The sequence below is a fragment of the Rhodococcus sp. 852002-51564_SCH6189132-a genome (genome assembly GCF_001665495.1).
Lineage (GTDB): Bacteria > Actinomycetota > Actinomycetes > Mycobacteriales > Mycobacteriaceae > Rhodococcus > Rhodococcus pyridinivorans.
This window is the reverse complement of sequence record NZ_LZMJ01000070.1, coordinates 206,980-229,469: the sequence shown is the minus strand read 5'-3', so window position 1 is coordinate 229,469 and position 22,490 is coordinate 206,980. Positions and strand designations below refer to the sequence as shown.

Annotated in this window: 13 protein-coding genes; 9 read left to right on the top strand and 4 right to left on the bottom strand. The window is 68.9% G+C overall.

The annotated features are described in order from the left end of the window. The first annotated feature begins 80 nt into the window (after positions 1 to 80). The 4 genes from A5767_RS17645 (at position 81) to entS (ending at position 12,000) form a co-directional block, all read left to right on the top strand. Positions 81 to 1,109, top strand: a complete 1,029-nt coding sequence (locus tag A5767_RS17645) for an ABC transporter substrate-binding protein (protein WP_064852809.1) — start codon at positions 81 to 83, stop codon at positions 1,107 to 1,109. A 109-nt stretch (positions 1,110 to 1,218) separates the two neighbouring features. Further along, entirely contained in the window at positions 1,219 to 10,596 is a 9,378-nt protein-coding gene (locus A5767_RS17640; protein WP_064852808.1) for a non-ribosomal peptide synthetase, read from the top strand. After that, complete coding sequence (locus A5767_RS17635) at positions 10,518 to 10,739, top strand: phosphopantetheine-binding protein (protein WP_006551840.1); 222 nt, start codon at positions 10,518 to 10,520, stop codon at positions 10,737 to 10,739. Before A5767_RS17640 ends, A5767_RS17635 begins: the two co-directional genes overlap by 79 nt. A gap of 10 nt (positions 10,740 to 10,749) precedes the next feature. After that, entirely contained in the window at positions 10,750 to 12,000 is a 1,251-nt protein-coding gene (gene entS, locus A5767_RS17630) for an enterobactin transporter EntS (RefSeq protein ID WP_024102995.1), read from the top strand. Positions 12,001 to 12,068: 68 nt separating this feature from the next. Here the strand turns inward: entS and A5767_RS17625 are convergent, their stop codons facing one another. Together A5767_RS17625 and A5767_RS17620 are read right to left on the bottom strand one after the other, a co-directional pair. Further along, positions 12,069 to 12,467: a hypothetical protein gene (locus A5767_RS17625; RefSeq protein WP_006551838.1), complete on the bottom strand. Its 399-nt coding sequence runs from the start codon at positions 12,465 to 12,467 to the stop codon at positions 12,069 to 12,071. A gap of 74 nt (positions 12,468 to 12,541) precedes the next feature. Next, on the bottom strand, positions 12,542 to 13,975 hold the full coding sequence (locus A5767_RS17620; protein WP_064852807.1) for an MDR family MFS transporter: 1,434 nt from the start codon (positions 13,973 to 13,975) through the stop codon (positions 12,542 to 12,544). A 108-nt stretch (positions 13,976 to 14,083) separates the two neighbouring features. Between A5767_RS17620 and A5767_RS17615 the strand changes: the two genes are divergently transcribed. Both A5767_RS17615 and A5767_RS17610 read left to right on the top strand, forming a co-directional pair. Continuing rightward, on the top strand, positions 14,084 to 14,971 hold the full coding sequence (locus A5767_RS17615; RefSeq protein ID WP_006551836.1) for a phosphoribosylaminoimidazolesuccinocarboxamide synthase: 888 nt from the start codon (positions 14,084 to 14,086) through the stop codon (positions 14,969 to 14,971). A gap of 6 nt (positions 14,972 to 14,977) precedes the next feature. Then, positions 14,978 to 17,125, top strand: a complete 2,148-nt coding sequence (locus tag A5767_RS17610; RefSeq protein WP_064852806.1) for a S9 family peptidase — start codon at positions 14,978 to 14,980, stop codon at positions 17,123 to 17,125. Between the two features lie 83 nt (positions 17,126 to 17,208). Here the strand turns inward: A5767_RS17610 and A5767_RS17605 are convergent, their stop codons facing one another. Together A5767_RS17605 and A5767_RS17600 are read right to left on the bottom strand one after the other, a co-directional pair. Next, entirely contained in the window at positions 17,209 to 17,901 is a 693-nt protein-coding gene (locus A5767_RS17605; RefSeq protein ID WP_064852805.1) for a response regulator, read from the bottom strand. After that, entirely contained in the window at positions 17,898 to 19,451 is a 1,554-nt protein-coding gene (locus A5767_RS17600; RefSeq protein WP_064852804.1) for a sensor histidine kinase, read from the bottom strand. Before A5767_RS17600 ends, A5767_RS17605 begins: the two co-directional genes overlap by 4 nt. Positions 19,452 to 19,712: 261 nt before the next feature. Between A5767_RS17600 and A5767_RS17595 the strand changes: the two genes are divergently transcribed. From A5767_RS17595 to bluB, 3 genes are all read left to right on the top strand, one after another. After that, positions 19,713 to 21,077, top strand: coding sequence for a cation:dicarboxylate symporter family transporter (locus tag A5767_RS17595; RefSeq protein ID WP_033096838.1), 1,365 nt, complete (start codon positions 19,713 to 19,715; stop codon positions 21,075 to 21,077). Positions 21,078 to 21,305: 228 nt separating this feature from the next. Further along, positions 21,306 to 21,800 carry a glutathione peroxidase gene (locus A5767_RS17590; RefSeq protein ID WP_019290035.1) on the top strand — a complete coding sequence of 165 codons (495 nt, stop codon included), beginning with the start codon at positions 21,306 to 21,308 and terminating at the stop codon, positions 21,798 to 21,800. 1 nt (position 21,801) lies between these two features. After that, a complete protein-coding gene (gene bluB, locus A5767_RS17585; protein ID WP_019290034.1) occupies positions 21,802 to 22,461 on the top strand; it encodes a 5,6-dimethylbenzimidazole synthase in 660 nt (219 codons plus the stop codon). The last annotated feature ends 29 nt before the right edge of the window (positions 22,462 to 22,490 follow it).

Here is a 22,490-nt window from a genome sequence, read left to right as displayed (position 1 = left end):
GCGGGGCGGTCTCTTTCGGTTAGCCTAACCAATCATGACCGGGGCAACGCGCCCCGGCGGGAGACTCTGGGAGAACAACGATGCGCGTTCTGGAACGCAAGCGCGCGCGGGGCGCCGCGGCGCTCGGCGCGGCAGCCCTGCTGGCCGTCGGACTTGTGGGATGTTCGAGCGACGGCGACAGCAGCAGCGCGGAGAGCGGCACCGACTCCGCCGCGACGCGCACCTTCGAAGCGCAGAACGGCAGCATCGAGATCCCGGCCGACCCCCAGCGGATCGTGTCCTGCGGCTACGCAACCCTCCCGCTCATCCAGGCCGGCGCGAACCTCGCCGCCGTATGCGAGTGGAGCCGCGAGCTCGACAACATGGACGAGGAGACCCTGGCCGCCTACGAGGCGCTGCCGAAGGTCGCTCCCGACGGCGCCGTCTCGGAGCTCAACTACGAGGCAGTCACCGCCGCAGATCCCGACCTCATCATCATGGGCGTCCCGGCCCGCGTGCAGGAGCAGGTCGACGTGGCCAAGCTCGAGGCGCTCGCCCCGGTGGTCTTCGTCGGACTCACGGTCCCGGGCGAGTGGCGCGAACTCGGTGAGCAGTACGCCGATGCCGCGAACGTCAGCGACTCCTACGGGGAGTTCAAGGAGGAGTACGAGGATCGCGCTGCCGAGATCGCCGACAAGTACGCCGACTCGCTCGGGGGCCTGAAGTTCGCCGGCGTCTGCGGTGTGTGCGGTACCGAGCCCGGTGAGTTCTCCCGCGAATACGCCTCGTCGTACACCACCAACCTGTTCGACGATCTCGGGTTCGACTTCTTCGGTGAGCCGACCGATCCCGAGGGAGTTCACGCCGAGTACCTGTCGGTCGAGCAGTTGCCCGAGAACCTCGGCGAGGCCGACGTGATCGTCTACGGTGTCGAGGCCGACGGTTCGTTGCCGCCCGAGCTGGAGGAACTGTTCGCCTCCCCGCTGTGGCAGGATCTTCCCGCCGTGAAGGCCGGCAACCTCGTCGCCGTCAAGCACTCCAGTGCAGCGACCTACGAAACCGCTCTGCTGGCACTCGATTCCATCGATGCCGAGTTGGCGAAACTTCCGGCCAACCAGAACCAGGAGTAGTCGCTGTTGCGGGCCGCCCCGCACCACCGACCGAACGGCCCCCGACGTCCCGGCGCGGGGGCCGTTCGTCGTCCGTGCCCGAAATGACCGTCCATACCGAAAGCGACAGATGACCCGTTCCACTGCGCTCGAAGACATCGTTCCGCTCTCGCCGCTGCAACAGGGCCTGCTCTACCTGAGTACCGTTGCGGCGCCGACCGGCTCGACATCCGACGACACGGCTGCGGCCGATCCCGACGCCTACACGGTGCAATCGGTGGTGCGACTCTCGGGGGCGGTCGACGAGGAGCGGATGGCGGCCTCCGCGCAGGCGCTGCTCGACCGTCATCCGGCGCTGCGCACGTGCTTCCGTCCCCGTAAGGACGGCCGTACGGCGGGTCTCGTCGTGTCGGGTGTGGAGAATCCCTGGCGCAGCGAGGATCTGTCCGGTCTCGAACGCGCCGAGGCGGAACGTCGGCTCCTGAGGATCGTCGAGGACGACCTGTACGACTGGTTCGACCTGACGCAACCGCCGCTCGTTCGCTGGACCTTCGTGCGGTTCGGCGCCGACGAGGTGCGCCTGCTGCTCACCGCCCACCACATCGTCGTCGACGGCTGGTCGTCCCCGATTCTCGTGCGCGAGCTGCTCGAGATCTACGCCGCCGGGGGATCGGCGTCGGGCCTGCCGTCCGTGCGCCCCTACCGCGACTATCTCGCGTGGCTCGGGCGCCAGGACCACGAGGCCGCCCGGTCGCTGTGGCGGGAGGCGCTCGACGGTGTGAGCGAGCCGTCGCTCGTGGCACCGCCGGGAGCGACCCGCTCGTCGGAACGCTGCGGCGAACTCGAGGTTCCGGTCCCCGACGGGCTCGGCGCGAAGCTCGCGGAGCTCACCCGCGCGAGCGGCGTCACGCTCAACACGGTGCTGCAGACCGCGTGGGCGATGCTCCTGTCCGGTCTGCTCGGCCGCGACGACATCGTCTTCGGCGCGACGGTCTCGGGCCGCCCTCCGGAACTCGTCGGCGTGGAATCGATGATCGGGCTGTTCATCAACACCGTTCCGGTGCGGGTGCGGCTCGATCCCGCCGCGACCGTCACCGAACTGTTGCGACGCGTACAGCTCGAGCAGTCGCGCACCGTCGATCACCAGTACCTGGGCCTGTCCGAGGTGCAGCGCGCCGTCGGGATCGGTGAACTGTTCGACACCCTCACCGTCTTCGAGAGTTATCCCGTCGACCGCGACGCCCTCGAGCGAGCGCAACGCGCCGGGGGAGTGACGATCACCGGCGTCGACGGACGCGACGCCACCAACTATCCGCTGGTCCTCACGGCCGGCATGTCCGATCGGCTCGTCGTCAAGCTCGACCACCGCCCGTCGCTGATCGACGCGGACGAGGCCGCCGCCCTGGGCGCCCGCCTCGTCGCGATCCTCGAGGCCCTGTGTGCCCGGCCCGATGCGCCTGTCGCCGACCTCGACATCCTGCCGTCCTCGGAACGGGAACGTGTACTGGGCACCTGGTCCACCGCACCCGCGGCACCGTCGAGCGGCACCGTCGCCGACCTGCTCGCGCACCGGTTCACCACCGGCACCGACCGACCCGCAGTGGTGTGCGGTGAGCAGGAATCGTCGTTCGGTGAACTCGGCGCGGCCTCGGCGCGACTGGCGAGGCTGCTCGTCGACCGCGGCGTGCGACCCGACGACCGGGTCGGTCTCGCGCTTTCCCGGACCGGCGCCATGGTCGACGCGATCGTTGCCGTCCTCACCGCCGGAGGCGCCTATCTGCCGCTCGACCCGTCCTATCCCGCCGACCGGTTGAAGCACATGATCACCGATGCCGCACCGCGTCTGGTGATCACCACCGAGGCCGTGCGCGCGGGTCTCGGTGAGGTGCTCGACGGGGTCGACGTGCTGGTCCTCGACGACCCGGATGTCGAGTCCACACTGTCGGCGCTGTCGTCGGCTCCGCTCACGGACGCGGACCGGCGCGCTCCGCTCCGCCCGGATCATCTGGCCTACGTCGTCTACACCTCCGGCTCCACGGGTCTGCCGAAGGGCGTGGCCGTCACGCACGCCAATCTCGCCGACCTGCACGCCGCACAGGCCGCCGGGCCCATGCACGCCGCCGGTCGTGCGCCGCGCGACGGGCAGTGGCACGTCCTGCTCACCTACCCGTTCGCCTTCGACTCGGCGGTCGCCGCGCTCACCTGGCTCTTCGAAGGCCATGTGCTGCATGTGCTTCCCGACGACAACCGTGCCGACGTCGACCGCATCGTCGACTACGTGCGCACCCACGGCATCGACTACGTCGACACCGTGCCCGTGCTCATGAACCGCCTGCTCGACGCCGGTCTCCTCGAACCGGGTGGGCACGTTCCCGCGATCGTCACCGTGGGCGGCGAAGCGGTGAGCACCGCGCTGTGGCAGCGACTCGCCGCGAGCGACGTGGTGGCGACGAACTGCTACGGACCCACCGAATGCACCGTCGACGCGACTTCCGCGCACATCGCGGGGGACACCGTGACGATCGGCGGCCCCACTCCCGGGACGAGCGTGCGGGTCCTGGACCACTGGCTGCGTCCCGTGCCCATCGGAGTGGCCGGTGAACTGTACGTCTCCGGAAACGGTGTCACCCGTGGATATCTCGGCCGCCACGACCTGACCGCAGCACGCTTCGTCGCCGATCCCTACGGGGCCGCGGGTGCCCGCATGTACCGCACGGGTGATGTCGTGCGCTGGACGGACGACGGCACACTCGGATACGTCGGCCGCGACGACGACCAGGTCAAGATCCGCGGATTCCGAGTGGAACCCGGCGAGATCGAGACCGCGCTCACCGCGCATCCGGCCGTGCGGAACGCCGTGGTGGTCGCACACACCGACCACCGGGGGACCACCCGCCTCGTCGGGTACATCGTCGGCGACGGACCCGACACCGCTGAGGTGCGGGCCGCGCTCGCCGACCGGTTGCCCGACTACATGGTCCCGGCGGTGCTCGTCGCTCTTCCCGTCCTTCCGATCACGGCCAACGGCAAGGTCGACCGGACGGCGTTGCCCGAACCGGACTTCTCGTCCCTGGCGGGTGCCGGCGAACCGCGCACCGAGACCGAGCGGACGCTGTGCGCCACCGTCGCCGACGTCCTCGGCCTCGACCGCGTGGGTGTCCACGACGACTTCTTCACCCTCGGGGGCGATTCGATCGTCTCCATCCAACTCGTGTCGCGTCTACGCGCGGCCGGCCTGCGCGTGACCGCCCGTCAGGTCTTCGAACTGCGCACCGCAGCCGCACTCGCCGCAGCGTGCGAGGCACCCGCCGAGGAACCCCGGCGAGCCCGGACGGCGGCGACCGGCCCGGTGCCCGTCACGCCGATCGTGCACGAATCCCTCGCGTCCGGGTCGTTCGACTTGCTGCGCCGATTCACCCAGTCCCGGACGCTCGTCGCCCCCGTCGGCCTGCGGGAGACGGATCTGGTCACGGGTGTGCGGGCACTGCTCGCGGCCCACCCCATGCTGCGCTCGCGGTTCACCGTCGGCGACTCGGGACCGTCGGGGCGTACTCGTCGCGGTGCGACATGGATCGTGCCCGAGGACATCCCGGAGGCCGCGACGCTCGTCCGGCGAGTGGATCACTCGACCACGGAACAAATTTCGTGGAACGACCTCATCGCTGAAGCGTCGGCGGAGGCTGTCGACGCACTCGACCCCGAAGCCGGGGTGATGCTCCGCGTGGTTTTCCTCGACCCGGGACCGCAGCAGGCCGGACGGATCGTCGTCGTCGCGCACCACCTCGTCGTCGACGGCGTGTCGTGGCGGATCCTGGTGCCCGACCTCGCCGGTGCCGTCTCCGCGGCCACCCGCGGGGAGACGCCAGCGCCGGAGGACACCGGGACGTCCTTCCGGGAGTGGGCGGAATCGCTCGTCGAAGCGGCCTCGTCCGAGCGGATCACCGGATCGTGGCCGCTCTGGGAATCCGCCCTCGCCGCCGAGAGTTCGCCCGCGGTGGGAAGCCGCGCCCTGGACCCGCAGCGCGACATCGTGTCGACCTCGGCGTCCGTCGAGATCGACGTACCGGTCGACGTCACCGAACGCATCCTCACCACGGTGCCGTCCGCCCTCGGTATCGGCACCGGCGATGTGCTGCTCGCGGCCCTCGCACTCGCCGTCACCGACGTCTGCGGCGGATCCGCCCTGCGAGTGCATCTCGAGGGTCACGGACGCGAGGAACAGATCGTGCCTGGTGCCGACCTGTCGCGTACCGTCGGATGGTTCACCTCCCTGTACCCCGTGACGGTCGAACTCGGCGGAGACCGTGCACTCGACGGCGGTGCTCCGCTCCGGGCCGTCGCCCACGCGACCGAATCACTGAAACGCATTCCCGACAACGGAATCTCCTTCGGTCTCCTGCGTTTCCTCGGTGACGACCGCGACCGCTTCGATGGCTACCGGACCCCGGAGGTGATGTTCAACTACCTCGGCCGGATGACCCTCGGCGATACCGCCGACTCCGCGTGGTCGGCCGCACCCGAGGCGGCCGCGCTCGGTGGTTCCGTCGATCCGGCCATGCCCCTCGACCACGTCCTCGACGTCAACGCGATCACGGAGGACGGACCGGACGGACCCGCTCTCTCGGCGGTGTTCACCTACGCCACCGGTGCTCTCGACGCCGATCGGGCCCGCCGGATCGGGCAGCGCTGGCTCGCGGCACTGCACCTCCTCACCGACACGGTCTCCGGCGGTGCCGTGGGCGTCCCCGTGCCGTCGGTGCTCACGGCGTCCGGGTTGTCCGTCGACGAGGTGCTCGCACTGCACGCCGAGAATCCGGACGGCATCGAGGACGTCGTGCCGCTGACACCCCTGCAGCGCGGCATGTACTTCCTGGCCGGACTGGACGAGCCGTCGGGATCGGGCAGTGTCGCCGAGGGTGTCGATGTCTACACGATGCAGACCGACCTCGCCCTCGACGGCCGCGTCGACGCCGGCACGATGCAGCGCTCGGTGCGTGCACTCGTCGACCGGCACGCCGTTCTGCGCACCGGCTATCGACTCGGCGCAGCGGGCGAACCGATCGGCGTCGTCCGTCGCGCCGCCGAACCGCACTGGGAGGTCGTCGATCTCGGGACCGTCGAGCCCGGCGAACTCGACACGCGGGTGGCGGAACTGCTCGCCGCCGACCGCACCCGCAGATTCGATCTCGCGGCCGCACCCCTGGTGCGCTTCACGCTGGTGGTCGCGGGACCGACGCGTGCGCGACTGCTGTTCACGATGCACCACCTCGTTTCCGACGGTTGGTCCACCCCGCTGCTCGTGCAGGAACTCCTGCAGATCTACGCCGCCGGGGGTTCCGCCGCCGGACTCGCGCCGGTCGTGCCGTTCTCCGACTACCTCGACTGGCTCGGCGAACAGGACGTCGCGGCCGGTGTCGAAGTGTGGCGCGAGTTGCTCGACGGCGTGGACGAACCCACCCTCGTCACACCGTCCGGTACGGCGCTGCGACCGCAGTTTCCCGCCGAACTGACGGTCGCCGTGCCCGACGGGCTGTCGCGGCGGCTCGTCGAAGCGAGCCGCGCACAGGGCGTCACGGTCAACGGACTCGTGCAGACCGCCTGGGGCCTTCTCGTCGGGTCGCTCACCGGCAGAACCGATGTCGTCTTCGGTGCGATCGTCTCCGGGCGCGTCCCCGACGTGCCGGGCGTGGAATCGATGATCGGCCTGTTCATCAACACCGTCCCGGTACGCGTCCGCACGCAGGCGGGGGAGTCGATCACCGATCTCGTCACTCGCACGCACGGCACCCAGAACCGCGTGATGGACCACCAGTACGTCGGTCTCGCCGACATCCGACGTGCCGTCGGGATCGGCGAACTGTTCGATACCCTCCTCGTCTTCGAGAACTACCCCGTCGACCGCGACGCCCTCGACGCGGCGCAACGGGACGGCGGCGTGCGGGTCGGGTCGGTCGGGGGTTCGGACGCCACGAACTTCCCGCTCGTGCTGGTCGCGGGACTGGAGGACGAACTGCACCTCGGCCTCGAGTACCGGACCGATCTGTTCACCGAGGACGACGCCACCGCACTGGGGGAGCGCCTCGTCCGCATCCTCGACCAGCTCGTCGCCGAGAACCCCGGCACCGTGGCGCAACTCGATGTGCTCACGACCGCCGAGCGGGCCGGTCTGCGCAGCGACCGGTCGACGACCCCCGCGGCCCCGTCGAGCGGAGCGGCGACCGTCGCCGATCTCCTGGCGCGGCAGATCGCTCGCACCCCGCACGCACCTGCGGTGGTCGCCGACGGCACGACACTGTCGTTCGCGGAACTTGGCGGGCGCTCCGCGCGACTCGCGCGGCTCCTCGTCGACGCCGGAGTCGGACCGGAGACGGTCGTGGGACTCGCGCTGCCGCGGTCCGAGCACATGGTCGTCGCGATCGCGGCGGCGATCTCGTCGGGTGGCGTGTACGTGCCGATGGACCCGTCCTATCCGCAGGATCGACTGGCGCACATGGTGTCCGACTCTCGACCACAGGTGATCGTCACGGTCGCCTCGGTTCTCGACGGTATCGTCCCCATCGCAGGCGACACGAGGATCGTGGTGCTCGACGACCCCGACCTGCAACTCGGCGAATTCTCCACCGCCCCACTGACGGATGCCGACCGCCGCGGTGCGCTGCGCCCGCACAACGGCGTGTACGTCATCTACACCTCCGGTTCGACCGGACTGCCGAAGGGTGTCGCGGTCACGCACGCGAACCTGCTCAACCTGTTCGAGAGCCACCGCGCGGATCTCTACGTCCCGACCGTAGCGGCGTCCGGACGCGATTCCGTCGGCGTCGGGCACGCGTGGTCGTTCGGTTTCGACGCCTCGTGGCAGCCGACCCTGTGGCTGCTCGACGGACACACGGTGCACGTCTTCGACGAGGACACCATGCGTGATCCCGAACGGATGGTCGCATACACGCTCGAGCACGAACTCGACTTCCTCGAGGTCACCCCGTCCTTCCTCGACCGCATGCTCGCTGCCGGACTGTACGAGAGCGGACACCGCCCCGCCTCCGTCGGATTCGGTGGCGAGGCAGTCAATCCGGCGTCGTGGCAGCGACTGCGGGAGCTGACCGACGGGCGCGCCTTCAACCTCTACGGACCGACCGAATGCACCGTGGACTCGCTCATCGGGGCCGTCACCGACGCCGACACACCGTGCCTCGGCCGGGCCGTGCACGGCGCCGGCGCGTACGTCCTCGACGCGATGCTCCGGCCCGTCCCGATGGGTGTGGTCGGCGAACTGTACGTCTCCGGTGCCGGTGTCGCCCGCGGATATCTCGGCCGACCCGACCTCACGACGGTGCGGTTCGTGCCGAATCCTTTCGCCGACGACGGCACCCGTATGTACCGCACCGGCGACCTCGTCCGGCGGGTGCGTGGTGCCGACGGCCGGCCCGTGCTCGAATTCCTCGGCCGCGGCGACGATCAGGTCAAGATCCGCGGCTTCCGGGTCGAACTCGGTGAGGTGGAGGCCGCGCTGACCGCGGTGCGCGGGGTGCGGGACGCGGTCGTGGACGCGCACACCGACAGTCGTGGAGTGACGCGTCCGGTCGGCTACGTGACCCCGGACGGTGCCGTCGATCCGGCGGTCGTCCGTGCCGCCGTTGCCGAGCGTCTGCCCGACTACATGGTGCCCGCCGTGGTGCTCGTACTCGACGCCTTCCCCGTCACTGCCAACGGCAAGGTCGACCGGAAGGCGTTGCCCGAGCCGGACTTCTCGTCGCTGGTCGGGGCGCGTGCACCGCGTACCGACACCGAGCGGGTCCTGGCGGGACTCGTCGCGGACGTGCTCGGACTCGAACGGGTGGGGATCGACGACGATTTCTTCTCCCTCGGTGGCGACTCGATCGTTTCGATCCAGCTCGTGTCGAAGGTCCGGGCGGCCGGGCTGTGGATCACCACGCGTCAGGTGATCGAACTGCGCACCGTCGAGGCACTCGCGGCCGCGATCGACAGTGGCGGCGGACAGACCCGTCCGGCAGCCGTCGGCGACGTGGCAGGCGAGGTGACCGTCACGCCGATCGTGTGGGACACCCTCGAGCAGTGGACGGGGTTGTCCCGGTTCTCGCAGGCGCGACTGCTCGTTGCGCCGGTCGGGCTCACGCTCGACACCCTGCGTACCGCGGTCGAGGCACTCGTGGCCGCCCATCCGATGCTGCGCTCGACCTTCCGTGTCGACGACGAAGGCCGACCGTCGTGGACGGTCCCCGAGACCGTTCCCGACCTCACCGCAGCCGTGCGGCGCGTCGACGCCACGGGCCGGGACTGGGACGAGTTGTTCGACGAGGAGCGTGAGAACGCGTACGCCGCACTCGATCCCGAGAACGGGACGATGGTGCAGATCGTGTGGTTCGACTTCGGGCCGCAGCAGGCCGGACGCGTCCTGATCGTCGTGAACCACCTCGTGGTGGACGGCGTGTCGTGGCGGATCCTCGTCCCCGACCTCGCCGACGCCGTCGAACAGGCCGAACGCGGGGAGACGGTGACCCTGTCGTCGAGTGGCACACCCTTCCGGGTGTGGGCGGACGAACTCGCGAAGGCGGCACGCTCGGAGCGGATCACCGCGTCGTGGTCGGCCTGGCAGCGTGCCGTCGACGCCGACGAACCGATGCTCGGTTCGCGCCCGCTCGACCCGGCACGCGACACCGTCCTCTCGACCCGGTCGACCCGCGTGCAGCTGCCCGTCGATGTCACCGAGCGGGTCCTGGCCGCGAACGTCGTCGACGACATCCTGCTCTCGGCCCTCGCCGTCGCGGTGGCGTCGGTCCGGGGTGGCGACCAGGTCCGCATCGACCTCGAGGGACACGGCCGGGAGGAGCAGGTGGTCCCCGGTGCCGACCTGTCGCGCACGGTCGGCTGGTTCACGTCGATGTATCCGGTGACGGTGGATCTGGCGGAGGTCGACGTGGCGTCCGCGTCCCGGGACACCGACGCCGCGGGCGCGGCGCTGCGTGCGGTGGCCCGCGCGTCGCGGGAACGACCCGACAACGGCATCGGCTTCGGCCTGCTGCGTCGACTGAACCCGGACTTCGGCGACCGCTTCGCCCGGTACGTGCCGCCGGCCGTCGTCTTCAACTACCTCGGTCGGCTCACGCTCGGCGAGGCGTCGGGCAGCCCGTGGTCGGGTGCACCGGGCGCCGCTGCGATCGGGGGTTCGGTGGATCCGGACATGCCGCTCGACCACGTCCTGCAGGTGGACGCGATCACCGAGGACACCCCGGACGGCGCGGTTCTGGAATGCGAGTTCGCCGCCGCAGCGGACGTGATCGACGCGGACACGCTCGCCGAGATCGCGCGGATCTGGCAGGAGACGGTGCAGGTCGTCGTCGCCGCGAAAGAACTCACCGGCACCGCTTACCAGGGCACAGCGCCTGCACACATCGAAACAAGGAGAACACCATGCTCGATCGCACTACCGTCCTCGCCGACACCGCCCGGATCCTGGACATCGACGTCGACGAACTCGACCCCTCGGTGAGCCTCGTCGACCAGGGACTCGACTCCGTCCGGCTGATGGCCCTCGTGGAACAGTGGCGTAGCGCCGGCGTCGAGGTCGACTTCGTGGACCTCGCCTCCGCCCCCGACCTCGAGCAGTGGATCGCGCTGCTCACCCGCGGATGAGCGGGTGATCGTGGCCGTCTTCGAGAAGCTCCTCATCGACCTCGACCCGCTGCGGACCAGCCGCGAGTTCCGGTACCTGTTCACCGCACGCGTCGTGTCGCTGTTCGGTCTCGGTTTCCTCATCGTGGCCGTGCCCGTGCAGGTGTACCAGCTCACCGGCTCGACGGCGCAGGTCGCCGCCGTCTCCGCGGTGATCGGTGTGACCACCTTCGGGGCCACCTTCGCGGGCGGGGTGCTCGCCGACCGGTACGACCGGCGGAACGTCATCGCCCTCGCCCGCGGCACCGCGGGCGTCGCCTTCGCGCTGCTGGCGATCAACGCGTTCCTGCCCGAACCGCAGATGTGGGCGATCTACGTGCTCGCCGTCGTCGACGGCATCGCGGGCGGGATCTCGTCGACCGCGCTCATGGCGGTAACCCCCAGCCTGATCCCGCGCGACAAGCTCGCCGCGGCCGGCGCGCTCATGGCGCTGACCGCCGACCTCGGCTCCATGATCGGCCCGGCGCTCGGCGGTGTCGTCATCGCCGCCGGTGGTGTGGGTGTGGCCTACGCGCTCGCGGCGTTCACCACGGCGATCACCACCTTCTGCATCACCCGCCTGCCGTCGCTGCCGCCGACGCACGTGGCGGAGGAATCACCGCTGAAGTCGGTGGTGTCGGGTTTCCGGTACGCGGCACACAACCGCGTGGTGGGGCAGGTGCTGATCGTCGGATTCCTCGCGATGCTGCTGTCCGGCTGGGCCGTGCTGATCCCGGAGTTCGCCGACGAGGTGCTCGGCGTCGGACCGTCGGTGGTCGGCCTGCTCTACACCGCACCCGCCGTCGGAGCCGTGGTCGGCTCGCTGACCAGCGGCTGGACCGGCTCGATCCGCCGGTACGGGCTGGTGGTGTACCTGCTCATGGCGGTCTCTGCCGCCGGTCTGGTGGGTGCCGGCGCGACCGGCGTCCTCGCCGTCGTGCTGCTCGGTCTGGCCGCGCACGGTTTCGGCGACTCGCTCGCGGACGTCGTGCGGTACGCGACCGTCCAGCGCAACACCTCCGACGAGTACCGCGGACGGATCGCGGCCGTGTGGGGCGCGCAGGTGACGGCCGGTACCTCCGTCGGCGCGGTCGCGGCGGGCGTCGTGGCCTCGCTGGTGCCGATCTCGATGGCCCTGACCATCTACGGCGTGGCCGGTGTGGTGATCATCGCGATCATGTTCGTTGCGACCCCGACGCTGCGGCGGTTCGAGGACACGGGCGATCTCGAAGCTGTGGGCTGACCTGCGGGTCGACGAGCGGGGCCGGGGTGATCCCCGGCCCCGCCTTCGCGTCGATCAGCGCTTTCGCGTCATACCCGTCCGTCGCGCGCCCAGGCCTCCACGGCCGAATACCCTTCGCTGACGCCCTGGGTGTAAGCGACGAGCGCGCCGTACAACCGGGATCCCTCGGTGGCGAGCTCGATGGTGCCCACCCAGTCGGCAGCGCGTGCCATGACGTGCGCGCAGATGTCCTGCCGGTCGCGTGTCGCGGACGACACGATCCGGAACGCCTCGTCGGCGATCCGGAAGGTCTCGGCGACACCGCGCCAGAAGTACTCCGCGTCCATGGCAGAGCGCAGCGACTCGTAATCCGTCGTGTCCTGCATCGCCGTAGCGTGTGCCAGTCGCTGCAGAGCATGCTCCGCAGCTCCGACGGGGAAGTACGTCACGTCGTCGATGGTGTCCTTGCCGCCGCTTGTCGTTCTCACCGCAGAGATGGTGCCCGATCTCGAGCGAATACGAAACAGCTCGTAGGTAACGGTATAGGCACGCGGCGTGTCGCCTACCCGGCCGCCGCCGGACGGTTCGGGATCAGGCACACGCACGACACCAGCAGGACGGCGCAGACCAGAACGGCGACGAACACCGGCGCCACCGAGTCCGCCAACTGCGCCGCACCGGGAGTTCCGGTGACAGTCTCGTCCGCCGCTGCGCCCCCGAGGGCTGCATTGGCCAGCGCACCGAACACCGCCACGCCCACCGCGCTGCCGATCGCACGTGCGAAGGCGTTCGCGCCCGTGACGACGCCCCGCTCGGACCAGTCGACGCTGGACTGCGCCGCGATCAGCGCGGGACTGGCGATCAACCCCATCCCGAGTCCCACGAGCACGCAGCAGAGCGCCACCTCCCCGGGAGCCGAATCCACCCCGACCTGCGTCAACAGCGCCGCGCCGCCCAACAGCGGCACCGCACCCACCAGACCGGTGTTGCGAAAACCGATCCGCAGATAGAGCCGGCCCGACTGCGCCGCCGCGATCGGCCAGCCGATCGTCATCGTCGCCAGCGTGAAGCCCGCGACGAGCGCCGTGGTCCCCAGCGCGCCCTGCACGAACGACGGAACGTACGAGGTCAGACCCAGCACGACCGCGCCCACCAGGCACGACACCGCGCTGGTGGTGACCAGCACACGTCGCGTGAACAGCCGGATCGGCAGAATCGGCTCGGCGGCGCGGGACTCGATCCACACGAACACCGCGATCAGGGCTGCACCGGCGGCGAAGATGCCGATCCCGGTCGCCGACGTCCACGCCCATGACTGCCCGCCCTCGAGCAGGCCGAGGATCAGCAGGGCGGCGCCTACCGCGAGTGTCGCCGCGCCGGCCCAGTCCACGCGCGGTCGCGGTCCCGACGGCGTGTCCTCGCGGAAGTTGCGGACGAGCACCCACGCCGCGAGGGCACACAACGGCAGGTTGATCCAGAAGATCCACCGCCACGACAGGAAGTCTGCGAAGACACCGCCCACGGCCGGGCCGATCACCGCCGACATGCCCCACACACTGGCGAGATAGCCCTGCGCCTTGGCGCGCTCGGCGACCGTGTAGATGTCCCCGGCGATCGTCTGTGCCATCGGCAGCACCGCACCGGCGCCGAGTCCCTGCACCGCGCGGAACGCGATCAGCGCCGGCATGCTCCACGCCACCGCGCACAGCACCGAACCCGCCGCGAACACCCCGATCCCGAACAACAACAGCGGAGTGCGGCCGAAGACGTCGGAGAGTTTGCCGTAGACCGGGACGAGCACCGCCTGCGTGAGCAGATAGGCGGAGAACAACCACGGGAACTGCGTGAAGCCGCCCAGGTCCGCGACGATCGTCGGGATCGCGGTCGCCAGGATGGTGCTCTCGAGCGCCACGAGGGAGGTGGCGAGCATCAGAGCGATGAGGATCGGGCCCCGCTCGGACCCGAACCCGACGTCCACTCGCGACGATGCGGCCATGCCACTCCTGTTCCCACTCGTACGTTCGTTGTTCCACCCGGCTGTGAACGAGTGGGATATCCGCCACGGGGTGCGGTACGCCCACTCGATGAGCACTAGGGTGTCAGCGTGCGTCCTTCACTCGAGTCCTACCAACACCTCGCCGGCGGCAAGGTGCGTGATCTGTACGTGATCGACGACGAGCACCTGCTCCTCGTCGCCAGTGACCGGATCTCGGCCTACGATCACGTGCTCGAGACCCCGATCCCCGACAAGGGACGGGTCCTCACTGCGATGAGCGTGTTCTTCTTCAAGCTGCTCGACGCCACCAACAACCACCTCGCGGGAGAACCCGACGACGAGCGTATCCCCGAGGAGGTCCTCGGCCGCGCACTCGTGGTCAAGCGCCTCGAGATGGTGCCCGTCGAGTGCGTCGCCCGAGGCTTCCTCACCGGCTCCGGCCTGCTCGACTACCAAGCCACGGGCTCCGTCTGCGGTGTCACCCTGCCCCAGGGGCTCGTCGAGGCCAGCAGACTGCCCGAACCGATCTTCACCCCGGCCAGCAAGGCTGCGCTCGGCGACCACGACGAGAACATCTCCTTCGACGACGTCGTCGAGAAGGTCGGTCTGAACCTGGCGATGAAGCTGCGCCAGGACACGCTCGATATCTACGACCGCGCCGCCATGTACGCGTCGGACCGCGGCATCCTGCTCGCCGACACCAAGTTGGAGTTCGGTCTCGACAAGGCCGGCAATCTGGTGCTCGCCGACGAGGTCCTCACCCCCGATTCGTCCCGCTACTGGGACGCGAACGAGTACGAGGAGGGCAAGGTTCAGCCCAGCTTCGACAAGCAGATCGTCCGGAACTGGCTCACCGGACCCGAATCGGGCTGGGACCGCGCCTCCGACACCCCGCCCCCGCCGCTGCCGCAGCACGTCGTCGACAAGACGCGAGCTCGCTACATCGAGGCGTACGAACGTATTTCGGGACTGTCCTTCGACGATTGGATCGGCTGACCGCATATGACCTCCTCGAAGATCACTCCGCCGGTCGCGAAGAAGGTGCCGCTCGAGCGCACCCATCACGGGCACACCTTCGTCGACGACTACGAATGGCTGCGCGACAAGAACGACCCCGAGGTCGTCGCGTACCTGGAAGCGGAGAACTCGTACACCGAGGCGCAGACGGAACATCTCGCTCCGCTGCGTGAGGCGATCTTCGAGGAGATCAGGTCGCGCACCCAGGAGACCGACATGTCGGTCCCCACCCGGATGGGTGACTGGTGGTACTACGCCCGCACCGTCGAGGGCAAGCAGTACGCGATCCAGTGCCGGTGCCCGATCGCCGACGCCGACGACTGGACACCGCCCGACGTCACGCCTGGTGTGGAACTCCCCGGCGAGCAGGTGCTCCTCGACGGCAACGTCGAGTCGGAAGGGCACGAGTTCTTCTCGCTCGGGGCGTTCTCGATCAGCCACGACGGCACGCTGCTCGCGTACTCGACCGACGTCGTGGGCGACGAGCGCTACACCCTGCGCATCAAGGACCTCACCACCGGTGAGATGCGGGCGGACGAGATCCCCGGCACCGCACCGGGAGCGACGTGGGCGCTCGACCACAGCCACGTCTTCTACCAGACGGTCGACGAGTCGTGGCGGCCCGACACCGTCTGGCGGCACAAGCTCGGCACCTCCGTCGACGAGGACGTGAAGGTCTTCCACGAACCCGACGAACGGTACTGGGTGTCGATCGGTTCGACCCGCAGCGAGAAGTACCTCATGATCTGGGTCGGCTCGAAGATCACCACCGAGGGATGGGTGCTCGAATCCGAGAACCCCACAGGCGAATTCCGTGTGATCCTGCCGCGCCGCGAAGGTGTCGAGTACGGTGCCGAGCACGCCGTGATCGCCGGTGAGGACCGCTTCCTGATCCTGCACAACGACGTCGACCCCGAGACGGGGAAGAAGGCCGAGAACTTCGTCCTCGCCGAGGCTCCCGTCGACGACCCGTCCGCGCTGCGCACCCTGATCGAGCACCGGCACGACGTGCGCCTCGAGGACGTCGACGCGTTCGAGGGACACCTCGTGCTCGGCTACCGCCGCGAAGCCCTCACCCGACTCGCGGTGTGGCCGTTGACCGACGAGGGTTACGGCAAGCTCACCGAACTCGAGTTCGACGAGGAACTCTTCGCCGTCGGACCGGGCGCGAACCCCGAATGGACCCAGCCCACACTGCGTCTGGGCTACACGTCGTTCATCACCCCGAGCCGGGTCTACGACTACACCGTGAGCACCGGTGAGCTGAAGCTGCTCAAGTCGCAGCCGGTGCTCGGCGAGTTCGACCCGACGCTCTACGAGCAGCGCCGCGAGTGGGCGACCGCCGAGGACGGCACGAAGATCCCGCTGTCGATCGTCGCGCGCAAGGGCACCCCCGAGAACGCGCCCACGCTGCTGTACGGCTACGGCTCGTACGAAGCGAGCATCGACCCGGCCTTCTCCGTCGCACGCCTGTCGCTGCTCGACCGGGGCATGGTCTTCGCGGTCGCGCACGTGCGCGGCGGCGGCGAGATGGGCCGGCACTGGTACGAGAACGGCAAGTCGCTGACGAAGAAGAACACCTTCACCGACTTCGTGGCGTGCGCGCGGCACCTGATCGACGCCGGCGTCACGAGCCCGGAGAAGCTGGTCGCCGACGGCGGCAGTGCCGGTGGCCTGCTCATGGGTGCGGTCGCGAACATCGCACCCGAGCTGTTCGCGGGCATCCTCGCGAACGTCCCGTTCGTCGACCCGCTCACGTCGATCCTCGATCCGTCCTTGCCGCTCACGGTGATCGAATGGGACGAGTGGGGCAACCCGCTCGAGAACCCAGAGGTGTACGAGTACATGCGCTCGTACAGCCCCTACGAGAACGTCGAGGCCAAGGATTACCCGGCGATCCTCGCGATCACCAGCATCAACGACACGCGCGTGCTCTACGTCGAACCCGCCAAGTGGGTCGCCAAGCTGCGCGCGACGAAGACCGGCGATGCGCCGTTGCTGCTCAAGACGGAGATGAGCGCGGGACACGGCGGTGTGTCGGGCCGGTACGAGAAGTGGCGCGAGGTCGCGTTCGAGTTCGCGTGGGTGCTCGAGACGTCGGGCGCCTGCCGCGCGGAGACCTCTGCGGGCTGAGCTCGGTATCCGCTCGCGTTCTCGCTATTCGCCGCAGCAATTGCCGACGCGAATGACGAACTGTGTAGCCGATAGCAGACCGCTCACCTGCGCAGTTCGTACCGGACCTGAGGCCGGCCGGCGCGGCCGTACTCGGTGATGCGGGTCGCGGCTCCGTCGTCGGCGAGCCGTTCGAGGTAACGCCACGCCGTCACGCGTGAGACCCCCACGGCCGATCCGACTTCCGCAGCGGTTCGCGGCCCGTCGGCGTGATGAAGGAAATCGGTGATCTTCGACAGCGTGTCGGGGGAGATGCCCTTGGGTGTGGACGGACGGGAACTGCTCGCGCGCAGAGCCGACATGGCGCGATCGATATCGTGCTGGCCCGCCGCGGTCTCGGCGTCGCGCAACGCCGAGCGGTAGGCCACGTACTGTTCGAGCTTGTCCTGCAGTGCCGCGAAGGTGAACGGCTTGAGCAGATACAGCACCACACCCCGCGCGACCGCCGTCCGCACGACCTCCAGATCGCGGTTCGACGTGACGGCGATGATGTCGGGACTCGGACGACCGGCGCTCAGGCGTGCAGCCACTTCGAGGCCGCTCGTGTCGGGGAGCCCGATGTCGAGCAGCACCAGATCCACCGGTGTGCCCACCCGCGCAGCCGACGCGACCGCCCGCACGGCGTCGCTACCCGTGTGCGCGACACCTACCACCTCGAACCCGTCCACCCTCCCGACGTATTCGCGGTGGGCCTCGGCGATGAGCGGTTCGTCCTCGACGACGAGCACCCGGATCACGACCGGCTCTCCAAGGGGATCACGGCGACGATCATCGAACCCAGCGACGGTTCGGTGCGCAGAGTTCCCCCGTGACGCGCCACGACCTGGGCGACGAGTGCGAGTCCGAGGCCGCGCTGCTCGGACTTGGTTGAGTAGCCGCGCTGCATGGCCTGGGCCAGCACCTCCGGCGACATCCCCGGCCCGCTGTCGGCGACCTCGACGATCATCGACGAATCGTCCCGACGCACAGTCACCTCCACCCATGGGTCGTCCGACGCATGGGAGGCGTCGATGGCGTTGTCGATGAGATTCCCGACGAGGGTGACGATATCGCGCGCCGGGATGGACGGAACCGGGCCCAGTTCCGTGTCGTCGGTGACGGTCAGTTCCACACCTCGCTCGGCCGCCTCGTCGATCTTGCCGAGCAGCAACGCCGACAGCGCCGGCTCGTGGATGGCACTTGTCAACCTGTCGATCAGGTGCTGGGAGACCGCCAGTTCCTGCGTCGCGAACGCGACCGCGTCCTCCGTCCGGCCGAGTTCGACCATCGTGACGATGGTGTGCAGACGGTTCGCCGACTCGTGGGCCTGCGCCCGCAGCGACTCGGCGAATCCGCGGACCGAGTCGAGTTCACCGAGGACACCGCGCAACTCGGTGTGGTCGCGGAGGGTGACGACGGTGCCGATGCGGCGCTCGTTCCAGTTCACCGCGTCGCTGTTGACGACGAGGGTGCGGTCGCGCGTCAGGTGCACCTCGTCGCGTGCCTCGCCGGTGGTTGCGAGTTCGCGCAGTGTCTCGGGCAGGGCGTCGAAGGGGACCGGCCCGGTCGGGGGAAGGCCGAGCAGGCGGCGTGCCTCGTCGTTGACGACGTCGACCTGCGGTGAGGCGCCGGGTGCTCCACCGAACACCAGCAGCCCTTCACCGATCGAGTGCAGGACGGCGTCGTGGTGTTCGTACATGCGCCGCAGCTGGTCGGGATCGAGCCCGAGGGTCTGACGGCGCAGGCGCCGCGCGATCAGGTATCCGCCCGCCGCGGTGACCACGAGCCCGGCCGCCACCAGGCCGACGATGCCCGGAAGGCTCCGCACGAAGTTCTCGGCGATCCTCTCCCGTGTCACCCCGACCGACACGAATCCGACGAGCGTGCCGTCGTCGTAGACCGGCGCGATGGTGCGGATCGACGATCCGAGGCTGCCCGTGTACGTCTCGGTGAACGGCGTGCCCGAACGGGCCTCATCGGTGTGGCCCGTGTACGGCAACCCGATCTGCTCCGGCACCGGATGTGTCACGCGGATGCCCTCGGGGTCCACGACGACGACGAAGTCCACCCCTGTCGCCTCGTGGATCTGCTCGGCGCGGGGCTGGAGCGCTGCGGTCGGATCGGGGGAGAGCAACCCGTCCGCGACCTCCGGGAAGAGCGCGGCTGTCACTGCGATATCCGTCACGGTGCGGCGCGTGGCCTCGTCGGCGTCGCGGCGTTCGTCGACGACGATGAGCGCACCCGCCACGATCGCTATCACCGTGAACACCACCAGCTGGAGGATGAGCAGCTGGCCCGCCACGCTCATCGGCGGTCTCGCCTGGCGACGGTTCACCGTTCACCTCCCGTGAACACTATGTACACAAACTTCTCCCGCGGCGACCCGGCCACCACCATGTCCTTATGTGGACGTGATGCCGGTCACCACCCGGGCGCGGAGCGGCCCTACCAGGGTCCCGTAGTACCCGACCGAACCACGGTCGATTCCCGAGTCCTCGCCGGTGCGTCACCGCATCCCGTTATCCGTGAACATCGCGCGACGAGCCCGCGCATGATCGAAGGGCACTCCATGAGCACCACAACCGTGCGGGGCGAGAAACGCCGCGACCGTACCCACTGGCTGTACATCGGCGTCATCATCGCCGTCGTCGCCGGTATCGCCGTCGGATGGCTGGCCCCCGAGACGGGCAAGTCGCTCGGTGTCCTCGGCACCATGTTCGTCGACCTGATCAAGATGATGATCAGCCCGGTGATCTTCTGCACCATCGTGCTCGGCATCGGGTCGGTCCGGGCAGCGGCGAGCGTCGGCCGGATCGGTGGACTCGCGCTGATCTACTTCGTGGGCATGTCGACCGTGGCCCTCGCAATCGGCCTGGGTGTGGGCAACCTGCTCGACCCGGGCTCGGGGCTCACCCTCGATCCGGCCAACGCCGGCTCGGGTGCCGAACTCGCCGAGAAGGCGCATGCCGCCGGCGGCACCGTCGACTTCATCGCGTCGATCATCCCCACCTCCCTGTTGTCCGCACTGACCGAGGGCAGCGTCCTGCAGACCCTGTTCGTGGCGCTGCTCGTCGGCTTCGCCATCCAGGGCATCGGCAAGTCGGGTGAACCGATCCTGCGGGGCATCGGCCACCTGCAGAAGCTGGTCTTCCGCATCCTGACGATGATCCTGTGGCTCGCCCCGATCGGTGCCTTCGGTGCCATCGCCAACGTCGTCGGCCAGACCGGTCTGAGCGCGGTCCTGCAGCTCGGTGTTCTGATGATCGCCTTCTACCTCACGTGCGTCGTGTTCGTCTTCGGTGTTCTCGGATCGTTGCTGCGAGCGGTCTCCGGTGTCTCGGTGTTCAAGCTCGTGAAGTACCTCGCCCGCGAGTACCTCCTCATCTTCGCGACGTCGTCGTCGGAGTCCGCGCTGCCGCGTCTGATCGCCAAGATGGAGCACCTCGGTGTCCAGCGCACCACCGTCGGCGTGGTCGTGCCCACCGGTTACTCGTTCAACCTGGACGGCACCGCGATCTACCTGACGATGGCCGCCCTGTTCGTGTCCGACGCGATGGGCAGTCCCCTGAACATGGGTGAGCAGATCTCGCTCCTGCTGTTCATGATCGTCGCCTCGAAGGGTGCGGCCGGGGTCACCGGTGCCGGTCTGGCGACGCTGGCCGGCGGTCTGCAGAGCCACCGCCCCGACCTGCTCGACGGTGTCGGCCTGATCGTCGGTGTCGACCGGTTCATGTCCGAGGCGCGTGCCGTCACCAACTTCTCCGGCAACGCCATCGCGACCCTGCTCATCGGCACGTGGACCAAGTCGGTGGACCGTGACCGCGTCGACGAGGTGCTCAGCGGACGGCTGCCGTTCGACGAAAGCATGATGGTCGACGATCACGAGCCCGCTCCCGAGCGCGAACCGGCGAAGCTGGAGAAGGTGTCCGTCTGATCCGGCATCCGCTACGACAATGGCTGTCCGCTACGGAAATTTTCCGTAGCGGACAGCTATTTCTGTAGCGACTACGCGCCGGCGGCGTTATCACGACATCCGCCGGCTCGAGGACCTCGACGAGGAGAAGGTCCGGAAGTGGGTGAGACAGGCCGCCGCGCTGCCGGGGGAGAAGATGTAGCACGCCGATGTTCGGGGGAGTGATCGGGCACACGATAGTTTGGATGCATGACCACGCCTCTCCAGGACATCCCGATCAACACCCTCTCGGGTGAACCCACGAATCTCGGCTCGTACGAGGGCCACGCGGTACTCGTCGTGAACGTCGCGTCCAAGTGCGGCCTGACCCCGCAGTACACGGCACTCGAGAAGCTCGCGCAGGAATACCGCGACCGCGGACTGTTCGTCGTGGGCGTGCCGTGCAATCAGTTCATGGGTCAGGAGCCCGGAACGCCGGAGGAGATCCAGGAGTTCTGCTCCGCCACCTACGGCGTGACCTTCCCGCTGCTCGAGAAGATCGAGGTCAACGGCGAGAACCGGCATCCGCTCTACGCCGAGCTCACCAAGCACCCGGATGCCTCCGGCGAGGCCGGCGACATCCAGTGGAACTTCGAGAAGTTCCTCATCGCTCCCGACGGCACGGTCGCCGCGCGCTTCCGTCCCCGCACGGAACCGGATGCGCCCGAGATCCTCGACGCCCTCGAAGAGATCCTGCCGGCCTGACATGTTCGGCACAGAAGCGCGGGACGCGCTGTACGACATCATCCGCATGCGTCGCGACGTCCGTGCAGAATTCAGCGGGGAACGGCTCGACGAGGACACGCTGATGCGCATCCTGCGGGCCGCCCATCACGCACCCAGTGTCGGCAACACCCAGCCCTGGGACTTCGTCGTCGTACAGGACGAACAGCGGCTGAAGGAGTTCGCCGAGCACGTCGCCGGTTGCCGGCAGGCGTTCGCCGACTCGCTCCCCGAGGACCGGAAGAGCACCTTCGACCCCATCAAGATCGAAGGCATCGTCGAATCGGGGACCGGCGTCGTCGTCACCTACGACCCCGAACGCGGCGGCAAGCACATCCTCGGCCGTCACACCATCGACGAATCCGGCCTGTTCTCGGCCGTGCTGGCGATCCAGAACCTGTGGCTCGCCGCGACCGCCGAGGGTCTCGGCGTGGGATGGGTGTCGTTCTACGAGGAGGACTTCCTCGCCGACTTCGTCGGAGTGAGCGCACCCGTGCGTCCCATCGCGTGGCTGTGTGTCGGGCCGGTCACGCGGCTCCAGGAGATACCCGACCTCGAACGGTTCGGCTGGCGCAAGGGGCGCCAGCTCGAGGAGGCCGTGCACCGCGACAGGTTCGCGGCGCCGGGTGACCGGGAAGCCTGATCCGACGGGTGGCGACCGGTTCGTGAGTG